The sequence below is a fragment of the Corallococcus sp. CA053C genome (assembly GCF_003611675.1).
Taxonomy (GTDB): Bacteria; Myxococcota; Myxococcia; order Myxococcales; family Myxococcaceae; genus Corallococcus.
This window is the reverse complement of record NZ_RAWA01000212.1, coordinates 1-16,142: the sequence shown is the minus strand read 5'-3', so window position 1 is coordinate 16,142 and position 16,142 is coordinate 1. Positions and strand designations below refer to the sequence as shown.

At 70.4% G+C, this 16,142-nt stretch carries 13 protein-coding genes; 4 read left to right on the top strand and 9 right to left on the bottom strand.

Annotated features, from left to right (window positions below; all coding sequences use genetic code 11):
- Window positions 1–99: 99 nt before the first annotated feature.
- Window positions 100–504, top strand: coding sequence for a hypothetical protein (locus D7V97_RS25425; protein WP_120613222.1), 405 nt, complete (start codon window positions 100–102; stop codon window positions 502–504).
- A 17-nt stretch (window positions 505–521) separates the two neighbouring features.
- Here D7V97_RS25425 and D7V97_RS25420 read toward each other — a convergent pair whose 3' ends face one another.
- From D7V97_RS25420 to D7V97_RS25410, 3 genes are all read right to left on the bottom strand, one after another.
- Window positions 522–1,496: an NADPH:quinone oxidoreductase family protein gene (locus tag D7V97_RS25420; protein ID WP_120613221.1), complete on the bottom strand. Its 975-nt coding sequence runs from the start codon at window positions 1,494–1,496 to the stop codon at window positions 522–524.
- Window positions 1,497–1,524: 28 nt separating this feature from the next.
- Window positions 1,525–3,210, bottom strand: coding sequence for an ATP-binding protein (locus D7V97_RS25415; protein ID WP_158623455.1), 1,686 nt, complete (start codon window positions 3,208–3,210; stop codon window positions 1,525–1,527).
- A 99-nt stretch (window positions 3,211–3,309) separates the two neighbouring features.
- Window positions 3,310–6,288 carry a chemotaxis protein CheB gene (locus D7V97_RS25410; protein WP_147444975.1) on the bottom strand — a complete coding sequence of 993 codons (2,979 nt, stop codon included), beginning with the start codon at window positions 6,286–6,288 and terminating at the stop codon, window positions 3,310–3,312.
- Between the two features lie 415 nt (window positions 6,289–6,703).
- On the opposite strand from D7V97_RS25410, the gene D7V97_RS25405 reads away from it, so the two are divergent.
- Window positions 6,704–8,956, top strand: coding sequence for a M4 family metallopeptidase (locus D7V97_RS25405; protein WP_120613218.1), 2,253 nt, complete (start codon window positions 6,704–6,706; stop codon window positions 8,954–8,956).
- A 102-nt stretch (window positions 8,957–9,058) separates the two neighbouring features.
- On the opposite strand, the gene D7V97_RS25400 is transcribed toward D7V97_RS25405, so the two are convergent.
- The 3 genes from D7V97_RS25400 to D7V97_RS25390 form a co-directional block, all read right to left on the bottom strand.
- Window positions 9,059–10,360 carry a DUF418 domain-containing protein gene (locus D7V97_RS25400; RefSeq protein WP_120613217.1) on the bottom strand — a complete coding sequence of 434 codons (1,302 nt, stop codon included), beginning with the start codon at window positions 10,358–10,360 and terminating at the stop codon, window positions 9,059–9,061.
- A gap of 72 nt (window positions 10,361–10,432) precedes the next feature.
- The gene (locus D7V97_RS25395) at window positions 10,433–11,263 is read right to left on the bottom strand and encodes a metallophosphoesterase (RefSeq protein ID WP_120613216.1); all 831 of its coding nucleotides are present in this window, start codon (window positions 11,261–11,263) and stop codon (window positions 10,433–10,435) included.
- 75 nt (window positions 11,264–11,338) lie between these two features.
- Complete coding sequence (locus tag D7V97_RS25390; RefSeq protein ID WP_120613215.1) at window positions 11,339–11,704, bottom strand: response regulator transcription factor; 366 nt, start codon at window positions 11,702–11,704, stop codon at window positions 11,339–11,341.
- A gap of 130 nt (window positions 11,705–11,834) precedes the next feature.
- Here D7V97_RS25390 and D7V97_RS25385 point away from each other — a divergent pair, with 130 nt between their 5' ends.
- Window positions 11,835–12,200 carry a helix-turn-helix transcriptional regulator gene (locus D7V97_RS25385; protein WP_120528580.1) on the top strand — a complete coding sequence of 122 codons (366 nt, stop codon included), beginning with the start codon at window positions 11,835–11,837 and terminating at the stop codon, window positions 12,198–12,200.
- Window positions 12,201–12,218: 18 nt separating this feature from the next.
- On the opposite strand, the gene D7V97_RS25380 is transcribed toward D7V97_RS25385, so the two are convergent.
- Window positions 12,219–13,430: a DUF790 family protein gene (locus D7V97_RS25380; RefSeq protein WP_120613226.1), complete on the bottom strand. Its 1,212-nt coding sequence runs from the start codon at window positions 13,428–13,430 to the stop codon at window positions 12,219–12,221.
- Entirely contained in the window at window positions 13,417–14,814 is a 1,398-nt protein-coding gene (locus tag D7V97_RS25375; protein ID WP_233583192.1) for a DEAD/DEAH box helicase family protein, read from the bottom strand. Before D7V97_RS25375 ends, D7V97_RS25380 begins: the two co-directional genes overlap by 14 nt.
- 289 nt (window positions 14,815–15,103) lie before the next feature.
- On the opposite strand from D7V97_RS25375, the gene D7V97_RS25370 reads away from it, so the two are divergent.
- The gene (locus D7V97_RS25370) at window positions 15,104–15,514 is read left to right on the top strand and encodes a response regulator transcription factor (protein WP_120613224.1); all 411 of its coding nucleotides are present in this window, start codon (window positions 15,104–15,106) and stop codon (window positions 15,512–15,514) included.
- A 15-nt stretch (window positions 15,515–15,529) separates the two neighbouring features.
- Here the strand turns inward: D7V97_RS25370 and D7V97_RS25365 are convergent.
- Window positions 15,530–16,142 (bottom strand): outer membrane beta-barrel protein (locus D7V97_RS25365; RefSeq protein ID WP_233583190.1); only part of this gene is annotated, 613 nt, incomplete at its 5' end.

Sequence of the window (16,142 nt, the reverse complement as noted above, 5' to 3'; positions counted from 1 at the left end):
GAGGGGACCCTGGGGAGGACGGGGGATGCCCGGGGCCGTGCAGGGCCCGCGCGGAGCGCCTGGATGATTCGCGCCGGCTGGGCTGTAGTGGAAATCCGGATGCCCGTCCTACGACACGCCTTCCTGCTCAACGCCGTCCGGGAGCTTGGTCGCTCGGTGCCGGACATCATCCGCACCCGGGCCTCCTGGGACGCGTGCCTGGAGCACATCCGGGGCGCGTGCACGGCGTCGCTGGGCATGGAGTACGACACGCTCTCGCGCTTCGATGCCCGCTCCGTCGTCGGCCTCTTCACCCACCCGGAGCAGGCGCGCATCCTCGCCCGCCTGGTGGATGAGCGGGCCCGCCTGTGCGAGGCCCACGGCCGCTACGCGGAGGCGCTGGCGGACAGCGTCTACGCGGGCCAGCTGCTGATGCACTCGCGCGCCCGCTTCGGCCTGCCCCGCGACGCCCGCGCCGCCGATGTGCTGGAGCGCGAGGCGGGTATGCCTTCCAAGCTGGGCTGAAGTCCGCCCGGCCGGGTTCAGCCGGCCTTCACACGCAGGACGACCTTGCCCACGGCCGTGCGCGACTCCAGCTCGCGCAGCGCCTTCGCGCCTTCCTCCAGGGGGAAGACGCTGCCCACCACGGGGTGGACGATGCCGCGCGCCGCGAGCGCGTCCAGGTCCTTCGCGATGGTGGCCGTCAGCTCCGGCGCCTGCATGAGGAAGGCCCCCCATGCCACGCCCACCACGGAGACGTTGCGCAAGAGCAGCCGGTTCACCGCCACCGACGGAATCTGTCCGCTCGCGAAGCCCACCACCAAGAGCCGGCCCTCGGGCGCGAGCACCTTGAGGCTCTTGTCGAAGACGTCCCCACCCACCGGATCCAACACCACGTCCGCGCCCCGGCCGTCCGTGGCCTCGCGCACGCCCGCCTGCCAGTCCTTGGAGAGGAGCGCGACGTCCGCGCCCGCGCGCTTCGCCACCTCCGCCTTGCGCTCGTCGCTCACCACCGCCACCACGCGCGCCCCGGCGCCCTTCGCCACCTGCACCGCCGCCGTTCCCACGCCGCCGGCCGCGCCGTGCACCACCACCGTCTCGCCCGCCTGGAGCCGGCCCCGCCGGTGCAGCGCGAAGTGCGCCGTGTGGTAGTTCATCACCACGCCCGCGGCCTGCTCGAAGCTCCACGCCGCGGGGATGGGGAAGGCCAGCTCCGGCGCCACCACGCAGGCCTCCGCGAAGCCGCCCAGCGTGAAGGAGAACCCCATCACCCGGTCCCCGGCCTTCAGCCGGCTTGCCGCAGGCGCGGACCGCACCACGCCCGCGACCTCCACCCCCGGCACGAAGGGCACCTCCGGCTTCATCTGGTACTGGCCGTGGGTGAGCAGCAGGTCCGGGAAGCTCACCCCGGCCGCCACCACGTCGATGAGCACCCCGTCCCCGGCCTCCGGCTCCGGTACGTCCACCAGCACCAGGCCCTCGGGCCCCGTGAGCTTCTGAAGCTGCAACGCGCGCATGTGTCGCCTCCCGGCCGCGGACGCTAGTTCATGCGCGCGGAAGCAGGGGGACCAGCAGCGTGTCGAGTGTCTCGCGCTTGAAGGGCTTGGTGATGAGGGGTTGGTTCGTCTGCTCCACGAACTCCCGGGAGCTGGGGGTGTAGGCGCCTCCCGTCATGAAGATGATGCGCAGGGCCTGTTCGGGGGACTGCACGCGGAGCGCCTCGTGGAACTGCCGCCCCGTCACCTCCGCCATCATCAGGTCGCAGAGGATGGCGTCGTAGCGCTGCCCCTCGCGGATCCACTCCAGGGCCTCCTTCGCGCGGGGGGTGTAGACCACCTCGTGGAGGTCCATCAGCAGCAGGCGGAGGGTCACCCCGAACGACCGCTCGTCATCCACGATGAGGATCCTCCCGCGCCGGGGTGTCACGGAAGGGGCCGTCGGGGCGCGCTCCACGGGGGGCGCTCGCGGCGCCGAGGACGCCGGGAGCTGGACGGTGAAGGTGCTGCCCCGGCCGGGCGTGCTCTCCACGCTGATGCTCCCATTCATCTGGGCGACCAGGCTGTGGCTGATGGCGAGCCCCAGCCCCAGGCCCTGGCCCAGCCGCTTCGTGGTGAAGAAGGGGTCGAAGATGTGCTCCAGGACATCCGGCGCGATGCCCTCGCCCGTGTCCTGGAACTGCACGAGCACGCCCTCGTCGGAAGCCCGGAGGCGCACGCGGATCTCATGGCGGGAGGCCATCCCCTCCGGAATGGCCTGGGCCGCGTTCACCAGCAGGTTGAGGAAGACCTGGCCCAGGCGGGCGCTGTCGGCGACGACCTCCGGCACCTTCACGTAGTCCCGCACGACGTGGGCCCGGTGGCGGATCTCCACCGTGGCCATCTTCAGGGCCAGCTCCAGCACCTGCTCCACGTCGACGCCGTGGCCCTGCGAGGTGCTGGGGCGCGCGAAGGTGCCCAGGTCCTTGACGATGTCCTGGATGCGCTCGGCCCCGGCCTGCGCATGGGACAGGGCTTCGAGCGCCTGCGTCGCGCCGGTGTGGTGGCGCGTGAAGGCGAGCAGCTCCGCATCCACCGTCGCCGGTGCCGGGGCCCGCAGCGCGTGCGTGGCCAGGCTCAGGCTGCCCATGAGGAAGGCCAGCGGGTTGTTGACCTCGTGGGCGATCCCCGCCGCGAGCGTGCCGACCACCGCCAGGCGCTCGGACATGCTCAGGCGCACCTGCATCTGCCGCAGCTCGGTGATGTCGATGATGGCGGTCCGGCACATGCGCCCCGGGAGCCTCCCGTCCTCGAGCGGCGCGCTGTGGAGCCGGACTTCAATCCGCCTCCGCGCGATGCGCAGCCGCAACTCCGTGCTCACCGTCTCCCCGTCGATGCACTGGCGCACGTGGGCGAAGAAGCGGCCCAGGTCGGCCGGGTCCACGAAGGGCGTGAACGGCATCCCCTGGAGGTGCGTGCGGTCCTGTCCCAGCAGGCCCGCGCCCGTGAGGTTGAGATCCTGGATGCAGGCCTTCGCATCCAGGCTCACGCAGGCCATGGGTGCGAAGTCATACAGCTCCATGTAGCGGTTGCGGGATTCCTCCAATGCCTGCTGGGCCTCCTGCAGCTCGCGGTTCTGCATCTCCAGCTCCAGCTGGTGGCGCTGCAGCTCCCGCAGCAGGCCGCGCAGCTCGTCCGGGGCGCTGGGGTTGTTCTCCAATGCCTGCATCGCCTGTGTGAGGTCCGCCCGTGTCATCCCGCTACGCCGCCCATCCATGGACTCCCCCACGACAATCAGACGCACCTGGAGCCCTTCCGGGCGGGGAACCCTCCAGCGGAGGGCCCTCCCAGGTGCTCAGGTCCTCCGGGTTATATCCTCAATGGAAAGCAACATGTACGGCACCCCCGCCGTCTCGCTGGAGAGCTGGCGAGCATTGAGCAGCATGCGCCGGTGCCCGATGGTGTCGAAATCGTGCTCCATCACGAAGTCCCGCAAGTGTTTGTTCAAGGGCAGGATCTCCTCCAGCAGGTGGCGCAGCTGGGGGATGTTCCACTGGCCATTGCCGAGCGTGTAGAGCGGGTGCCCCAGGGTCTGCTCCTCGCTCACCTGGAAGGTGGAATAGAAGGCGGGGTTGACGTTGATGACGCGCAGGCCCGCGTCCAGCACCAGGAAGGGCTCGCGCATCGTCTCCACGATGGCCTTGGCATATTCCCGGGACCTTCGGGACTCATCGAGGCTGGCCTTGAGCCGGTCGATGTCCAGCAGCGTCATCACCGCGCCTTCAATCTTGTTGTCCAATGACTTGTAGGGGCGCAGGCGCAGCGAATACCAGTGCCCGGTGCTGTCGCGCACCTCCTGCTCGATGATGCTCAGCCGCTCGGTGACCTCGGCCACGGCGGCATCCAGGTCCGGCAGCGGAAGGGCCAGCTTCACGTCGCGCAGGGGGCGGCCGATGTCCGAGGGCGAGAGCTTCAGCACCTCCTCCGCCATGGGGGTGAAGCGGCGGATGCGGTGGTCGTTGCCCAACATCACGGTGGCGATGTGGGTGCTGCCAATCAGGTTGCTCAGGTCGCTGTTGAGCTGGCTGAGCTCGAGGTTGCGGTTCTGCAGCTCCTCGTTGACGGTGGTCAGCTCCTCGTTGGTGGACTGCAACTCCTCCTTGGCGGTCTCCAGCTCCTCGTTGGTGGACTGCAGCTCCTCGTTGCTGGATTGCAGCTCCTCGGTGGCGGAGCGCAGCTCCTCGTACGTGGCCTCCTGCTCCTCCGTGACCGTCTGCAGGTGCTCCTGCGTCATGAGCAGCTCTTCGCGCAGCCACTCCGCCTCGCGCCGGTGCTCGCCCTCGCGTCCGTCGGGCGCGGAGGCGTGGCCCTCGCGCTCCGGGGCCGGGGCGGCCTCATGCGCCTCCTCGAAGAGCACGAGGAAGCAGTGCTCCTTCCCCGCATGCACGGCGCGCAGCGGGTGCACCTCCAGGTTGACCTTGCGCTGCCGGGCCCCCTCCGACAGCGTCAGCCCCTCCTTGCGCACCCGGCTGTCGCCCTTCTTCGCCCGGTGCAGGGCCGCTCTCAGCTCCAGCGACAGCCCCTCGCGCGCCATCCTGATGAGGTTGAGGCTCGCGACCCCCGGGAGCGGTTCGAGGTAGGGCCCGGTGTGGCCCCGGAAGTGGAGGATCTCCAGGTCCTCGTTGACGATGACGCCCGGGGGCCCGTAGCGGGCGAGCACCAGCCGGTCCGCTTCCTGCTGCGCATCCAGGTCCGCGGCCCCGGGCTCCAGCTTGCGCCGCGCGCTGGAGGGCCGCTCCGCCGGGGACTCCCGATAGGTGAAGGTGAGGTTCGGCGGGGGCGAGGTGTTCTTCTTCCGGTAGAGCTTGTTGCGCTTGTCCACCAGGGAGAACAGGTCCGCGGAAGCGCCCACCGTCTCCGACGTGCCCAGCATCAGGAACCCACCCGGGCGCAGGGCGTAGTGGAAGACGGGCAGGATCTTCTTCTGCAGCACCGGGCCCAGGTAGATGAGCACGTTGCGGCAGCTGATGAGGTCCATCCGCGAGAAGGGCGGGTCGCTCACCAGGTTCTGCTGCGCGAAGACGCAGACGTTCCGCAGCGACTTGTGGATCTGATAGCCGCCCTCCGTCTTCACGAAGAAGCGGCGCAGGCGCTCGGGCGACAGGCCGGAGACGCTGGCCTCCGGGTAGACGGCGGCGCGCGCCTGCTCGATGGCCGTCGCGCTCACGTCCGTCGCGAACACCTGGAGGGAGTGGCCCGTGGCCGCGGCGCCCAGGTACTCCATCAGGCACATGACGAGCGAGTAGACCTCCTCGCCCGTGGAGCAGCCGGGGACCCAGATGCGGAAGGGCAGGTCGTGCGGGCGGCCCTGGAAGAGCTCCGGGAAGACCCTCTGCTGGAGCGCTTCGAAGGTGGCGGGGTCCCGGAAGAAGCTGGTGACATGGATGAGCAGGTCCTGGTGGAGCAGGTCCAGCTCCTCCGGGTGCGCCTCCAGGTAGCGGACATAGGTGTCCAGGTCCTCCACCTTGCACAGGAGCATCCGTCGCTCCAGCCGTCGGTGGATGGTGCTGGGCTTGTAGTGCGTGAAGTCCACGCCCATGCCTTCGCGCAGCAACCGGAAGACCCGCTGCAGCCCCTCCTCCGGAAGCGCCGGGGACGCGGCCGCGTCCGGAGCCGCGCGGGCCTGGGGCGCGAGCGTGCCCAGGTGGGCGAGCTGCGCGAGGGTCACCGCCATGCCCTCGGGCGGCAGGATGTGATCCACGCAGCCCGCCGCGATGGCGCTCCGGGGCATGCCGTCGAAGTGCGCGGACGTCGGCTCCTGGGCCAGGGTGGTGCCGCCCGCCTCGCGCACGGCCCGCAGCCCCCGGGTGCCGTCGGAGCCCGTGCCGGAGAGGATGACGCCGATGGCCCGGCCCGGCGCCTGCTCCGCGAGCGACGCCAGGAAGTCGTCGATGAGCCTCAGCCCCTGCGGCGAGCTCTGTGGTGGCCCCAGGTGCAGCGCCCCGTGCTCCAGCGTCAGGCTGACGCCCGGCGGGTTGACGTAGAGATGATCAGGCGTGAGCGTGAGGCCCTCGGAGGCCTCCACCACCGGCATCGCCGTCCCCCGGCCCAGCAGCTCCGGCAGGGCGCTTTCGTGCTCGGGGGACAGGTGCTGCACGAACACGAACGCCATCCCCGTCCGAGGAGGCAGGTGCTCCAGCAGGGCCAGGATGGCCGGCAGGCCGCCCGCGGAGGCGCCAATCCCCACCACCGGGAAGCGCTCCAGGAACGTCTTCGCGCCCGCGTCTTCCTCGCGGAGGCGCGGCGGCGGGGGGGAAGCGGGCGGCTTCTTCACAAGGAGTCCCTTCGAGTCCCTTCGGCGCACGTCACGGCATCGCGCCAGGGGGAGCCTTCCTCCCTGATAGCCCAGCGCGACCCCCGCCGCTGGCCGTCCTTTCACCCCCCGTGCCAGCCGGCAGTGGACCGGGACCCACCCGGGTCGGGAATAAATGCGACGGCAAATTCTCCCCGGCGTTCACTCAATGCACGCATCCACTGACAGGTGCTTCAAACACGAAGGCCCCGTCTTACCAGTTTGAAGCATTGCCCCGCTTTCCCGGTCTGCGTGGGTTCCTCCCGTCATTTCAAGCAGTTGCGAGAACTCTCAATTCTTGAGAAGCACCGTATCCGTAAAATTCTCGCCTGTACTTGAAATGCGCGCCTCTCCTGTGACACAGTGTTCTCGAATCTTTCCACTTAGGAGGATTACAATGTACGAGAAGCGAGTACGCGGCGCTCTGGGTGCCGCAGCCCTGTCCCTGATGGTTGGCGCCTGCACCGATGGCGCTCCTGCTGCGAACAAGGAGGAGGCCAACCTCCAGAAGGCGACCGCCAATCTGTCGGCGGGTCAGAATGTGATCGCGGCCGACACGGACGCGGTCCCCACCTTCGTCACCGGTTCCTTTGGTTCCGTTCCCGCGCCGTCGGCCATCCAGGGCATCGCTGCGCAGCAGCAGCTGGCCCCGGTGCTCGCGGGCGTGGCGCCGATGTTCCGCCTCGATCCGAGCGACCTGTTCCTGAAGAAGGCCTACGTCGGCTTCGACGGCGACACCCACTTCCGTTACGGCGTGAGCCACAACGGCATCCTGGTGCGTGACGCGGAAGTGCGCCTGCACGCCCGCAACGGCACCGTGTTCGCGGTGAACACAAACGCCCGTGGCGACCTGAAGGGTGAGGCCAAGGCCTCCATCGCCCCCGAGGCGGCCATCGCCGCGGCGACGGGCGACCGCGGCTCCCCCGAGCGCGCGTCCTCCGAGGGCGAGCCCCAGCTGGTGTACTACCGCTCCGGCAACGAGCTCATCCTGGCGTACGAAGTTCGCGTCACGGGCGAGCTGAAGGACACGACGCCGGTTGACGACTCCGTGCTGGTGAACGCCAAGACGGGCGACGTCTTCGAGCGCATCCCGCACATCCACTCCGCGCTCAACCGTCAGCTCTATGACCTGAAGCACGGCACGACGCTGCCCGGCACGAAGGCGCGCTTCGAGGGCGAGCCCGCGCACGCCGACGTGGTGGTCAACAACAACTACGACCACCTCGGCACCGTCTACAACTGCTACAACAGCCTGTTCGGCCGCGATTCGTACGACAACGCGGGCGCCATCCTGAAGAGCTCGGTGCACTACAGCACCAACTACGTCAACGCCTACTGGAACAACGTCCAGATGGTGTACGGCGATGGCGACGGCGTGAACGCCTCCAACCTGGCGAACTCGCTGGACGTGACGGCGCACGAGCTGACGCACGCGGTGACCTCGTCCGAGTCCAACCTCACCTACTCCGGTGAGTCCGGTGGCCTCAACGAGTCCCTCTCCGACATCTTCGGAGCGGTGTGCGAGTGGTACGGCAAGGGCAAGGTCATCGACGCGGGCACCTGGATCGTCGGCGACGACGTCTGGACGCCGAGCATCCCGGGTGACGGCCTGCGCTACATGAACAACCCCACGCTGGACGGGGACTCGCTCGACTACTACCCGGACTACTCCTCCGGCGTGGACGTGCACTACAGCTCGGGTATCTCCAACCTGGCGTTCTACCTGATGTCGCAGGGTGGTACGCACCCGCGCGCCAAGACGACCCAGGTCGTCACGGGCATCGGCTTCGAGAAGGCCGCGAAGGTCTTCTACAAGATCAACGTGGACCTCCTGGTGGCGTCGTCCAACTTCGAGGCGGCGAAGACCGCGTCGGAGCAGGCCGCGACCCAGCTGGGCTTCAGCGCGGCGGAGATCGCCTCGGTGGGCAACGCGTGGAAGGCCGTCGGCGTCGGCGTGCCGGTTCCTCCCCCGGTCACCACGCCCATCGAGAAGGGCGTGCCCGTCACGGGCATCAACGGCTCCTCCGGCAGCAAGCAGTACTACTCGGTGACGATCCCCGAGGGCGCCACGGACGTGACCTTCACGCTGTCCGGTGGCACGGGTGACGCGGACCTCTACGTCCGTCGCGCCAACGCCCCCACGGATTCGCTGTACGACTGCCGTCCGTACAAGTCCGGCAACAGCGAGGTCTGCGCCTTCCCGTCCGCCGGGACCGAGGCCGTCTGGTACGTGATGATCAAGGGCTTCACCTCCTACACGAACACGTCGCTGTCCGTGACCTGGAAGGGTGGCTTCGTGAAGATCGGCAACGAGACCCGCATCGAGGACCTCTCGGGCGTGCCCGGCTCCAGCCGCACCTTCATCATCGACGTGCCCGAGTTCAAGGTGAACTCCGGCATCAACACCCTGTCCGTCGCCCTGGGCGAGGGTGAGGGCAACGCGGACGTCTACGTGCAGGCCGCCTCCGCTCCCACGCAGTTCAGCTACCTGGGCCGTGGCGTGAAGGAGAGCGCGACGGAGAGCGTCATCCTGCGCAACATCCCGGCCGGCAAGTACTACATCACGATCGTCGGCGTCCCCAGCCTGGTGGACACCGAGGTCGACGGCTACATCAAGACCGTGTTCGCGGCGTCCTACAAGACGCTGTAATCCGCGACCGCTGTCCTGACTCACAGCCCCGGGCTCCCGCTTCCTCGCGGGGCCCGGGGTTTCTTTTTTCCCCGGAGCCCCGCGGCTTCCGGAAGGTCCGTGTCAGTGCGTCGCGCCCGCCGGGCTGGGGGATGCCAGCCGCATGGGCTGGGCGCGGCCGTAGGTGAGCGAGCGCCACAGCCACTCCACCGGGCCGAAGCGGAAGCGCGCGAGCCACAGGTGGCTCAAGCCCACCTGCACCGCGAAGACGACCACCGTGAGCAGCGCGCAGGTGGACGCCGGCAGGTGGCCCACGAGCCCCAGGCCCCAGCCGTCGTACAGCCACAGGCTCACCACCGTCTGCATCAGGTACAGCGTCAGGGCCATGCGGCCCGCGGGCGCGAACACGCTCAGCGCCTTCCTCCAGCGCTCCTTCTGGAAGAGCAGCGCGAAGGCCGCCGCGTAGGCCGCGCCCATGACGAGGAAGCCCGGCTCCCGCAGCAGCCGCATCACCACCATCCACAGGGGCGGGTTGGCGGGAGGCCACCCCGCCATGCCCCGGTGCGACAGGTTCACCGCCAGCGCCGCGCCGCCCAGGGCGCCGCCCGCCGTCAGCCCCCAGGCCACCAACCGCCGCAGCAGCTTGCGGTGCCGCTCCACGTCCTGCATCAGCCGCTGACGTCCGGCCCACATGCCCAGCAGGAAGCGGCCCAGGATGATGCACAGCCACAGCAGGCGGTTGGGGTTGCTGAAGCCCTGCACGCCGAAGCGCAGGTTGGCCTGCTGCGACGTCACCACCGAGTCGCTCGCCAGGCCCGCGAGGAACGCCGTGCGGTTCGCCGCCTCCTCGTCGCGCACGACCTTCGCGGCCCGGGCCGTCTCCTCCTCGCCGTACACCAGGACCGGCCCGAAGGTCTGCACGGCCATGATGACGGGGGGCATGACGAGGTAGAGCACCAGCGCCCACGTGAGCAGCGTCCGGTCCGTTCGCTTGCGGAACAGCAGCAGCACGAAGCCCAGCAGCGCGTACGTGCTCAGGATGTCGCCCACCCACAGCGCGAACATGTGCACGGCGCCAATGCCCAGCAGCACCACCAGCCGCCGCCGGTACAACGGCACGATGGACACCCCCCGCGACTCCGCGCGCGTCATCTGCAGCGAGAAGCCCAGCCCGAAGAGGAACGAGAAGAGGGTGATGAACTTCTGGTCGATGAAGAGCGAGTAGAGCGAACTCACCACCGTGTCCAGCAGGGGCGCGGCCAGGGCCAGGGACTGCTCGCGGGGCAGCAGGATGCGGCCGCTGAACCAGGAGAGGCTGTTGGAGATGAAGACGCCAGCCAGCGCGAAGCCGCGCAGGGCATCCAGCACGTGAACGCGTTCGGAGAGATCCACAGGGCCGACGGAGTCGGCGGAAGGTTCGGGCATGCCGCGGACTAGAGGCCTGCGTCCTTCGCGCCGTCAAACGCACCGGGGAGTGTGCTCCCGGGCCCTTCTCCCTCAGGCGGATTTCTCCGGGCCGGGGAGCACCTCGCGCAGGCACCGCTCCAGCCCGCCCCGGTGGCGCCACTGCTGGGGGTAGCCCAGGGACACCTCCTCGAAGCGCACGCCGTCGCGCCACAGGGTGGCCGGCATGTGCAGGTGCCCCGTCACCACCACCTCCGCGCGGTAGCGGGTGTGCCAGTCCTCGGTGAGGCGCGTGCCGCACCAGATGGAGAAGCGCGGGATGCGCGGCAGCCGCACGTGCTCGTAGCGCAGCGGGTAGTGGTTGATGAGCACCGTGGAGCACCCCGCCGGCAGTCGCTCCAGCCGCGCGCGGGTCCGCTCCACGCGCGCGTGACACCAGGCCTGACGGGTGGGGTAGGGCTCCGGGTGGAGCAGCACCTCGTCCGTGCACATCAGGTCGTCCTCCCACGCCCACTCCAGCGCCTTCTCCACCGGCACCGTGTCCGGGCGGAAGGTGTAGTCGTAGCCCAGGAACATGGGCACGAGGACGCGGTGCGGGCCGTCACCGGGCCAGCGCGGGTAGGGGTCCTCCGGCGTGAGCGCGCCGTAGCGGTGGCACAGGTCCACCATGCGCAGGTAGCGCGCCTCGCCCCGGAGCGGCGGCTGTTCCGAGGGCATGGACCACAGCTCGTGGTTGCCCGGCACCCAGACGACCTGGCGGAAGCGCGCGGTGAGCGTGCGCAGCATCAGGTCCATGTCCGCGAGCGTTTCGCCCACGTCGCCGCCGACGATGAGCCAGTCGTCCGGACGGGGCGCGAGCGCCGCGAGCGCCTGGTGGTTCTCGGGGTGCCGCAGGTGCAGGTCACTGATGGCGTAGAGCTTCATGGCGCGAGGCGATTACCTTAACGCGTGCGCCCGCGCGCGGCACGGGAACCCCCGGCGCCGTCTCAGCCCGCCATGTCACCCCAAGGAAGCCAGCAGCTCCAGCACCTGCTGTGGCGGCGCGGCGCGGTCCATCCAGGTGATGCCCCGGGCCTCCAGCCCCCGCGTGGGCGGGGGATGCGTGGTGTGCAGCGCGCACGCGGTGCCCGGATGCCGGGCGCGCACGCACGTGAGCAGGTGCAGCCCGTCACCATCCGGCAGGCCGTAGCCGCTCACCACCACGGAGGGCTCGGCCTCGTGCATCAGCTTCACGGCCTCGCTCATGCCCAGGGCGAAGCGCTTGTGGCCGGGGAGGTGGCGCGCCAGCCTTCGCAGCGCGGCGAGTGCCCGCGGATCCGCGTCGACGAAGAGGAAGCTGGGGGCAGGACCGGGATGCGCGCGCATGAAAGCCAACGGGTGGTGAAGACAGGCGTAACGCAAGAGGTTGTGCCGCGACAAGCCTACCCCGGAAGTTCTTGGAAGCCAACCTCTCAAGTCATATCGACATGGGCGAACCCGGTAGGTTAACGACCCCATGGAAAAGACCCTCGCATCCCGGCTCGGAGGTGCGGCCCGCGTCGCCCGCACCCGCCTGAACCTGACCCAGGCGGACGTGGCGGAGCGCATCGGCATCGCGAGTGAAGTCTATGGGCGGCTGGAGCGTGGCCACATGCTGCCCAGCATCCAGACCTTCCGGCGTCTGTGCGTGGTGCTGTCCATCTCCGCGGACGAGGCGCTCGGCCTCAAGCCCTCGCAGGACGTGAAGTGGGCCGCGGAGCCTCCGTCCGACTACGGCGAGTCCGCGGAGCTGCGCCGGTTGCTTCGCCGCGCGAAGCAGTTGGACCGGGGCTCCATCCGCATCCTCAGCGTGCTGGCCTCGCAGTTCAAACCCCGGAGCTGAAGGGGGCCCGCCCCGTCGTCAGGAGGGCTTGGCGTCGTCCCAGCGCGCCAGCCGCTCCCGCAGCTTGCGGACGGAGGGAAAGCCGTTGAAGAGCACCACCTGCGGGTGCTCCTCCAGCACCTGCCGCTCCGCCGACTCCTTCGCCAGCGCCCGGTCCACGCCCAGGAGGAGCCCCGCGTCGGGGCGCGCGCGCAGCTCCGACAGCCTCCGGGACAGCGGCCCCGCGTGCCACGGGTGGAACAGCTCCAGCGCCACCTCGTTGCCCGTCTGGCGGTGGCGGAAGGTGAGGTCCGGCACGCACAGGCCCGCGGCGCCGGTGTGGCGCGGCCGGGGCGTCAGGTCCAGTTCCCACGCGGCATCCTCGAAGCCTTCGGCCAGCGCGGCCACCTCCGGCGGCACGTGGCCCAGCGCGGCCGGCAGCGGCGACACCAGCGGATCCTCGTGGCTCAACTGGAGCGTCGCCTGCTTGCGCGCGTCCTCCAGCACCGCGGACAGCTCCCAGCGCTCCAGGATGGGCACCATCGCCAGGAAGCTCGCGAGCTGCAGGCCGTATTTCTTCTGGAGGGACAGCATCGCGCCGGGGCCCTCCACCTCCAGCGACCAGTCCTCGCCGTCGCGCCGCACCTCCGCCACCAGCCGGCAGAACTTCAGCCAGCGCAGGAGCTTGCGCACGCGCAACAACTCCGGCGCCCGCGCGCGCAGGGTGAGGCGCCGCGCGTTCAGGAGCGGCCCCTGCGCGAGCGCCAGGTTGTAGCGGTCCAACAGCCCCTGCGGCGTGAGCGCCTCTCCGTCCCAGCCGAGCAGCTTCCGGTTGCCGGGCAGGTCCGTGTACAGCGCCTCGCGGGCCGCTTCGAGCGGCGCGCCCAGGGCCTGGGAGAGCCGCGCCTCGTAGGCCTCCAGCGTGGAGTCCAGGGGCTGCGTCCGCAGCACGCTCGCGCCCACGAGCAGCGTCTTCCAGCGCGCCTCGAAGGCGCCCTCGCCGGCCTCGTCGAAGAGGAGCCGGTCCATCAAGAGCTTCACCAGGCCCCGTGCGACCTTGGGGCGGGTGAACGCGCCGGCCTTGAGGGCGAAGGCCTCCTCCACGTCGTCGCGGGCCTGTCCTCGGAAGGCCTCCGCGTCCGCGAGCAGCTCCTTCGCGAGCGCCTGGAGGGCGGGGTCGTGCGCCTTGATGAAGGACGGGCGCAGGATGCCTTCGCGCACGCGGGAGGCGAGCAGTTCACGCGTCAGCATCGGGGGGCCCCTCCTGGTAGGCGCGGTGCTGGCGGCGGCGCTCGCTGATGCCGCTCTCCGCCGTCTGCGCGGAGCACACCTCGTAGAGCAGGGCGCGCTTGCCGGGGCGCTTTCGCAGGATGCGGCCCAGCCGCTGCACGTGTTCGCGCACGCTGCCGCTGCCGCTGAGCACCACGCCCACGCGCGCCTCGGGCACGTCCACGCCCTCGTTGAGCACGCGCGAGGTGAGCAGCACGGGCAGCTCCGCGCTGGCGAACGCGGCCAGCAGTGCCTTGCGCTCCGGCAGCGGCGTGTGGTGCGTGAGCGCGGGCAGGAGCAGCCGCCGCGCCAGCGTGTAGACGGTCTCGTTGTCGTCGGTGAAGACGATGACGCGGTCCTCGCGGTGCTCCAGCAGGATGCGCCAGAGCGCGTCCAGCTTGCCGCTGGAGGTGAGCGCGATGCGGCGCTGCTCGCGGTAGCCGCGGTAGGCCGCGCGGCCCTCGTCGCTGCGCTGGCTCTGCGCGAGGAAGCGCGCCCAGCCCTCCGGAGACGCCAGGGGCACGCCCAGCCTGCGCACGAAGGTGAGGTACCTGCCGCGCGCCTCGTCGTAGCGCGCCTTCTCGTCGGCCGTCAGCGGCACCTCGACGCGGCGGACTTCGTAGGGCGCCAGGTACTGGCCCTGGAGCTCCTCGATGCCGGTGCGGTGCACCAGCGGCCCCAGCAGCTCCTCGCACACGCGCTCGCCGCCGTCCGCGCGCGCGAGCGTGGCGGTGAGGCCCAGGCGATACGGGGCGAGGGCGCCCTCCGCGATGAAGCGGTAGCTGGGCGCGGGCAGGTGGTGGCACTCGTCGCAGATGAGCAGCCCGAAGCGGTTGCCGGTGAACTCCATCTGCATCGCGGCGGAGTCGTAGGTCGTCACGGTGAGCGCCTGTCGGTCGTTGACGCCGCCGCCCACCATGCCCACCGGGCCGGGGAAGTACTTCGCGAGCACGCCCTGCCACTGCGCCATCAGGTCCAGCGTGGGCACCACCACCAGCGTGGGGCGCTTCACCCACGCGATGGCCAGCACCGCGAGCAGCGTCTTGCCCGCGCCGGTGGGCAGCTCCACCAGCCCGCGGCCTCCCGCGCGCGTCCACGCGTCCAGCGCCGCGCGCTGGTGGGGGAACGGCTCGATGGGGACGGTGAGGGGCAGCTCCACCGGCTCGAAGCGCTTCGCCCGGTCCTCGTAGGCCAGGCCGCACTCGCGCAGGCGCATCACGACGTCGCGGTAATGGCGCGCGGGCGCGCGGAAGACGCCCGTGCGCCCGTCCTTCTGGAACAGCGCGAGCAGGCGCGCATCTTCGGGCAGCGTCGGGGCCACCAGCGTGCCGCTGTCGTAGTGCAGCTCGATGCCGGGCGGGGACACGGGTTCGATGACGGGCTCGGGGGGAGGCTCGGTGAGATGCTCGGGATGGGGATCCAACGCGCCAGGGGACCTGCGCGAGGAGGGGAGTAGCGGGTTGGAAGTCGCCGCGCCACTGTCGCCGGGTTGCCTGGAAGAAGCCACGGGCGCGAACGATTGACTGCCTGGTGGCACGGCATGCCCGACGCGCGCGGGTCGGGTTGCTTTGGAGGCGCTTCGGGCGTTACCTGTTCTTCTTCATGCGCTCGACCTGCCCCGCCGCTGCCCGCCGTTCCTGCCTGGCGTGGACCTCCTGATGCGGGTCCTCGTCGTCAGCCCGCATCTGGCCTCACGCACGCTGCTCAGGCGCTTCCTGGACGCGGAGCCGGACGTGGAGGTGACGGCCACGGGAGAACCGGACGACGCCTTCGCCTCCATCGCGGAGAACAAGCCGGCCCTGGTGGTGGTGGACCTGCGCCGCCCGGACGAGGACCACCCGCTGTTCCTGGGCCTGCTGCGCAAGCGGCACCCGTCGCTGCCGGTCATCTCGCTGGTGCCCGGCCGGCTGCGCATCTTCGACGGTCGCTCCGAGCGCGTGCGGGAAGCGCATGGCGACACGGCCGAAGCGCTGCACCACCTGATGGGCTCGCTGCTCCAGGCGGTGCGCGACCTGCTGGCCCAGCACCTGTTGCGCCTGTTGCGCCCGCCGGTGGGACGGGCCTGACGCGCGCGCCGGGGGCTACAGGCGCAGGCGGTAGCCCACGGCCGCGAGCACCCCGCCGACGTTCACATCCCCGGTGGTGAGGAAGTCCACCGGAGCGAAGTGGTAGTGCGCCTCCACGAAGGCGCCGCCGGGCCCCAGGGGAAGCTCCGCGCCCGCGAGCGCCTGGAAGCCGAGCCCGCCGCTGCTCTCCGACGCGGTGATCTCGAACGCCTCCACCGTCGCGCGGTGCAGGTACAGGCCCGGCCCCGCGCCCGCGTAGGGCGTGAGCGGCCCGAGCGCGCCGGGGAAGCGGAACACGGCGGACAGTTGGATGGCGACCTCGCGTTCGGCGAGCGTGTACGGGCGCTCCACCGCCTGGCCCAGGTTGTCCAGCTGGGGTCCGCGCAGCGTCCCGGACAGGGAGGGCCGGTGGTAGTTCACCTCCAGCACCAGCGCGAGCCGCCGCTTCAGCAGGGGCGTGAGGTAGCCCACCTCTCCGGCGAGGTAGAGGTCGCCGCTGAGCGACGTGGTGGTCTTGATGAAGCCCACCTTGGGCGCGAGGAAGAAGGGCCCTTCCTTGGCCTTGCCGGAGGGGGACGGTGCGGCGGACAGCGCCGCGAACGCGAGCAGGGCGAGGGCGTTCATGGGG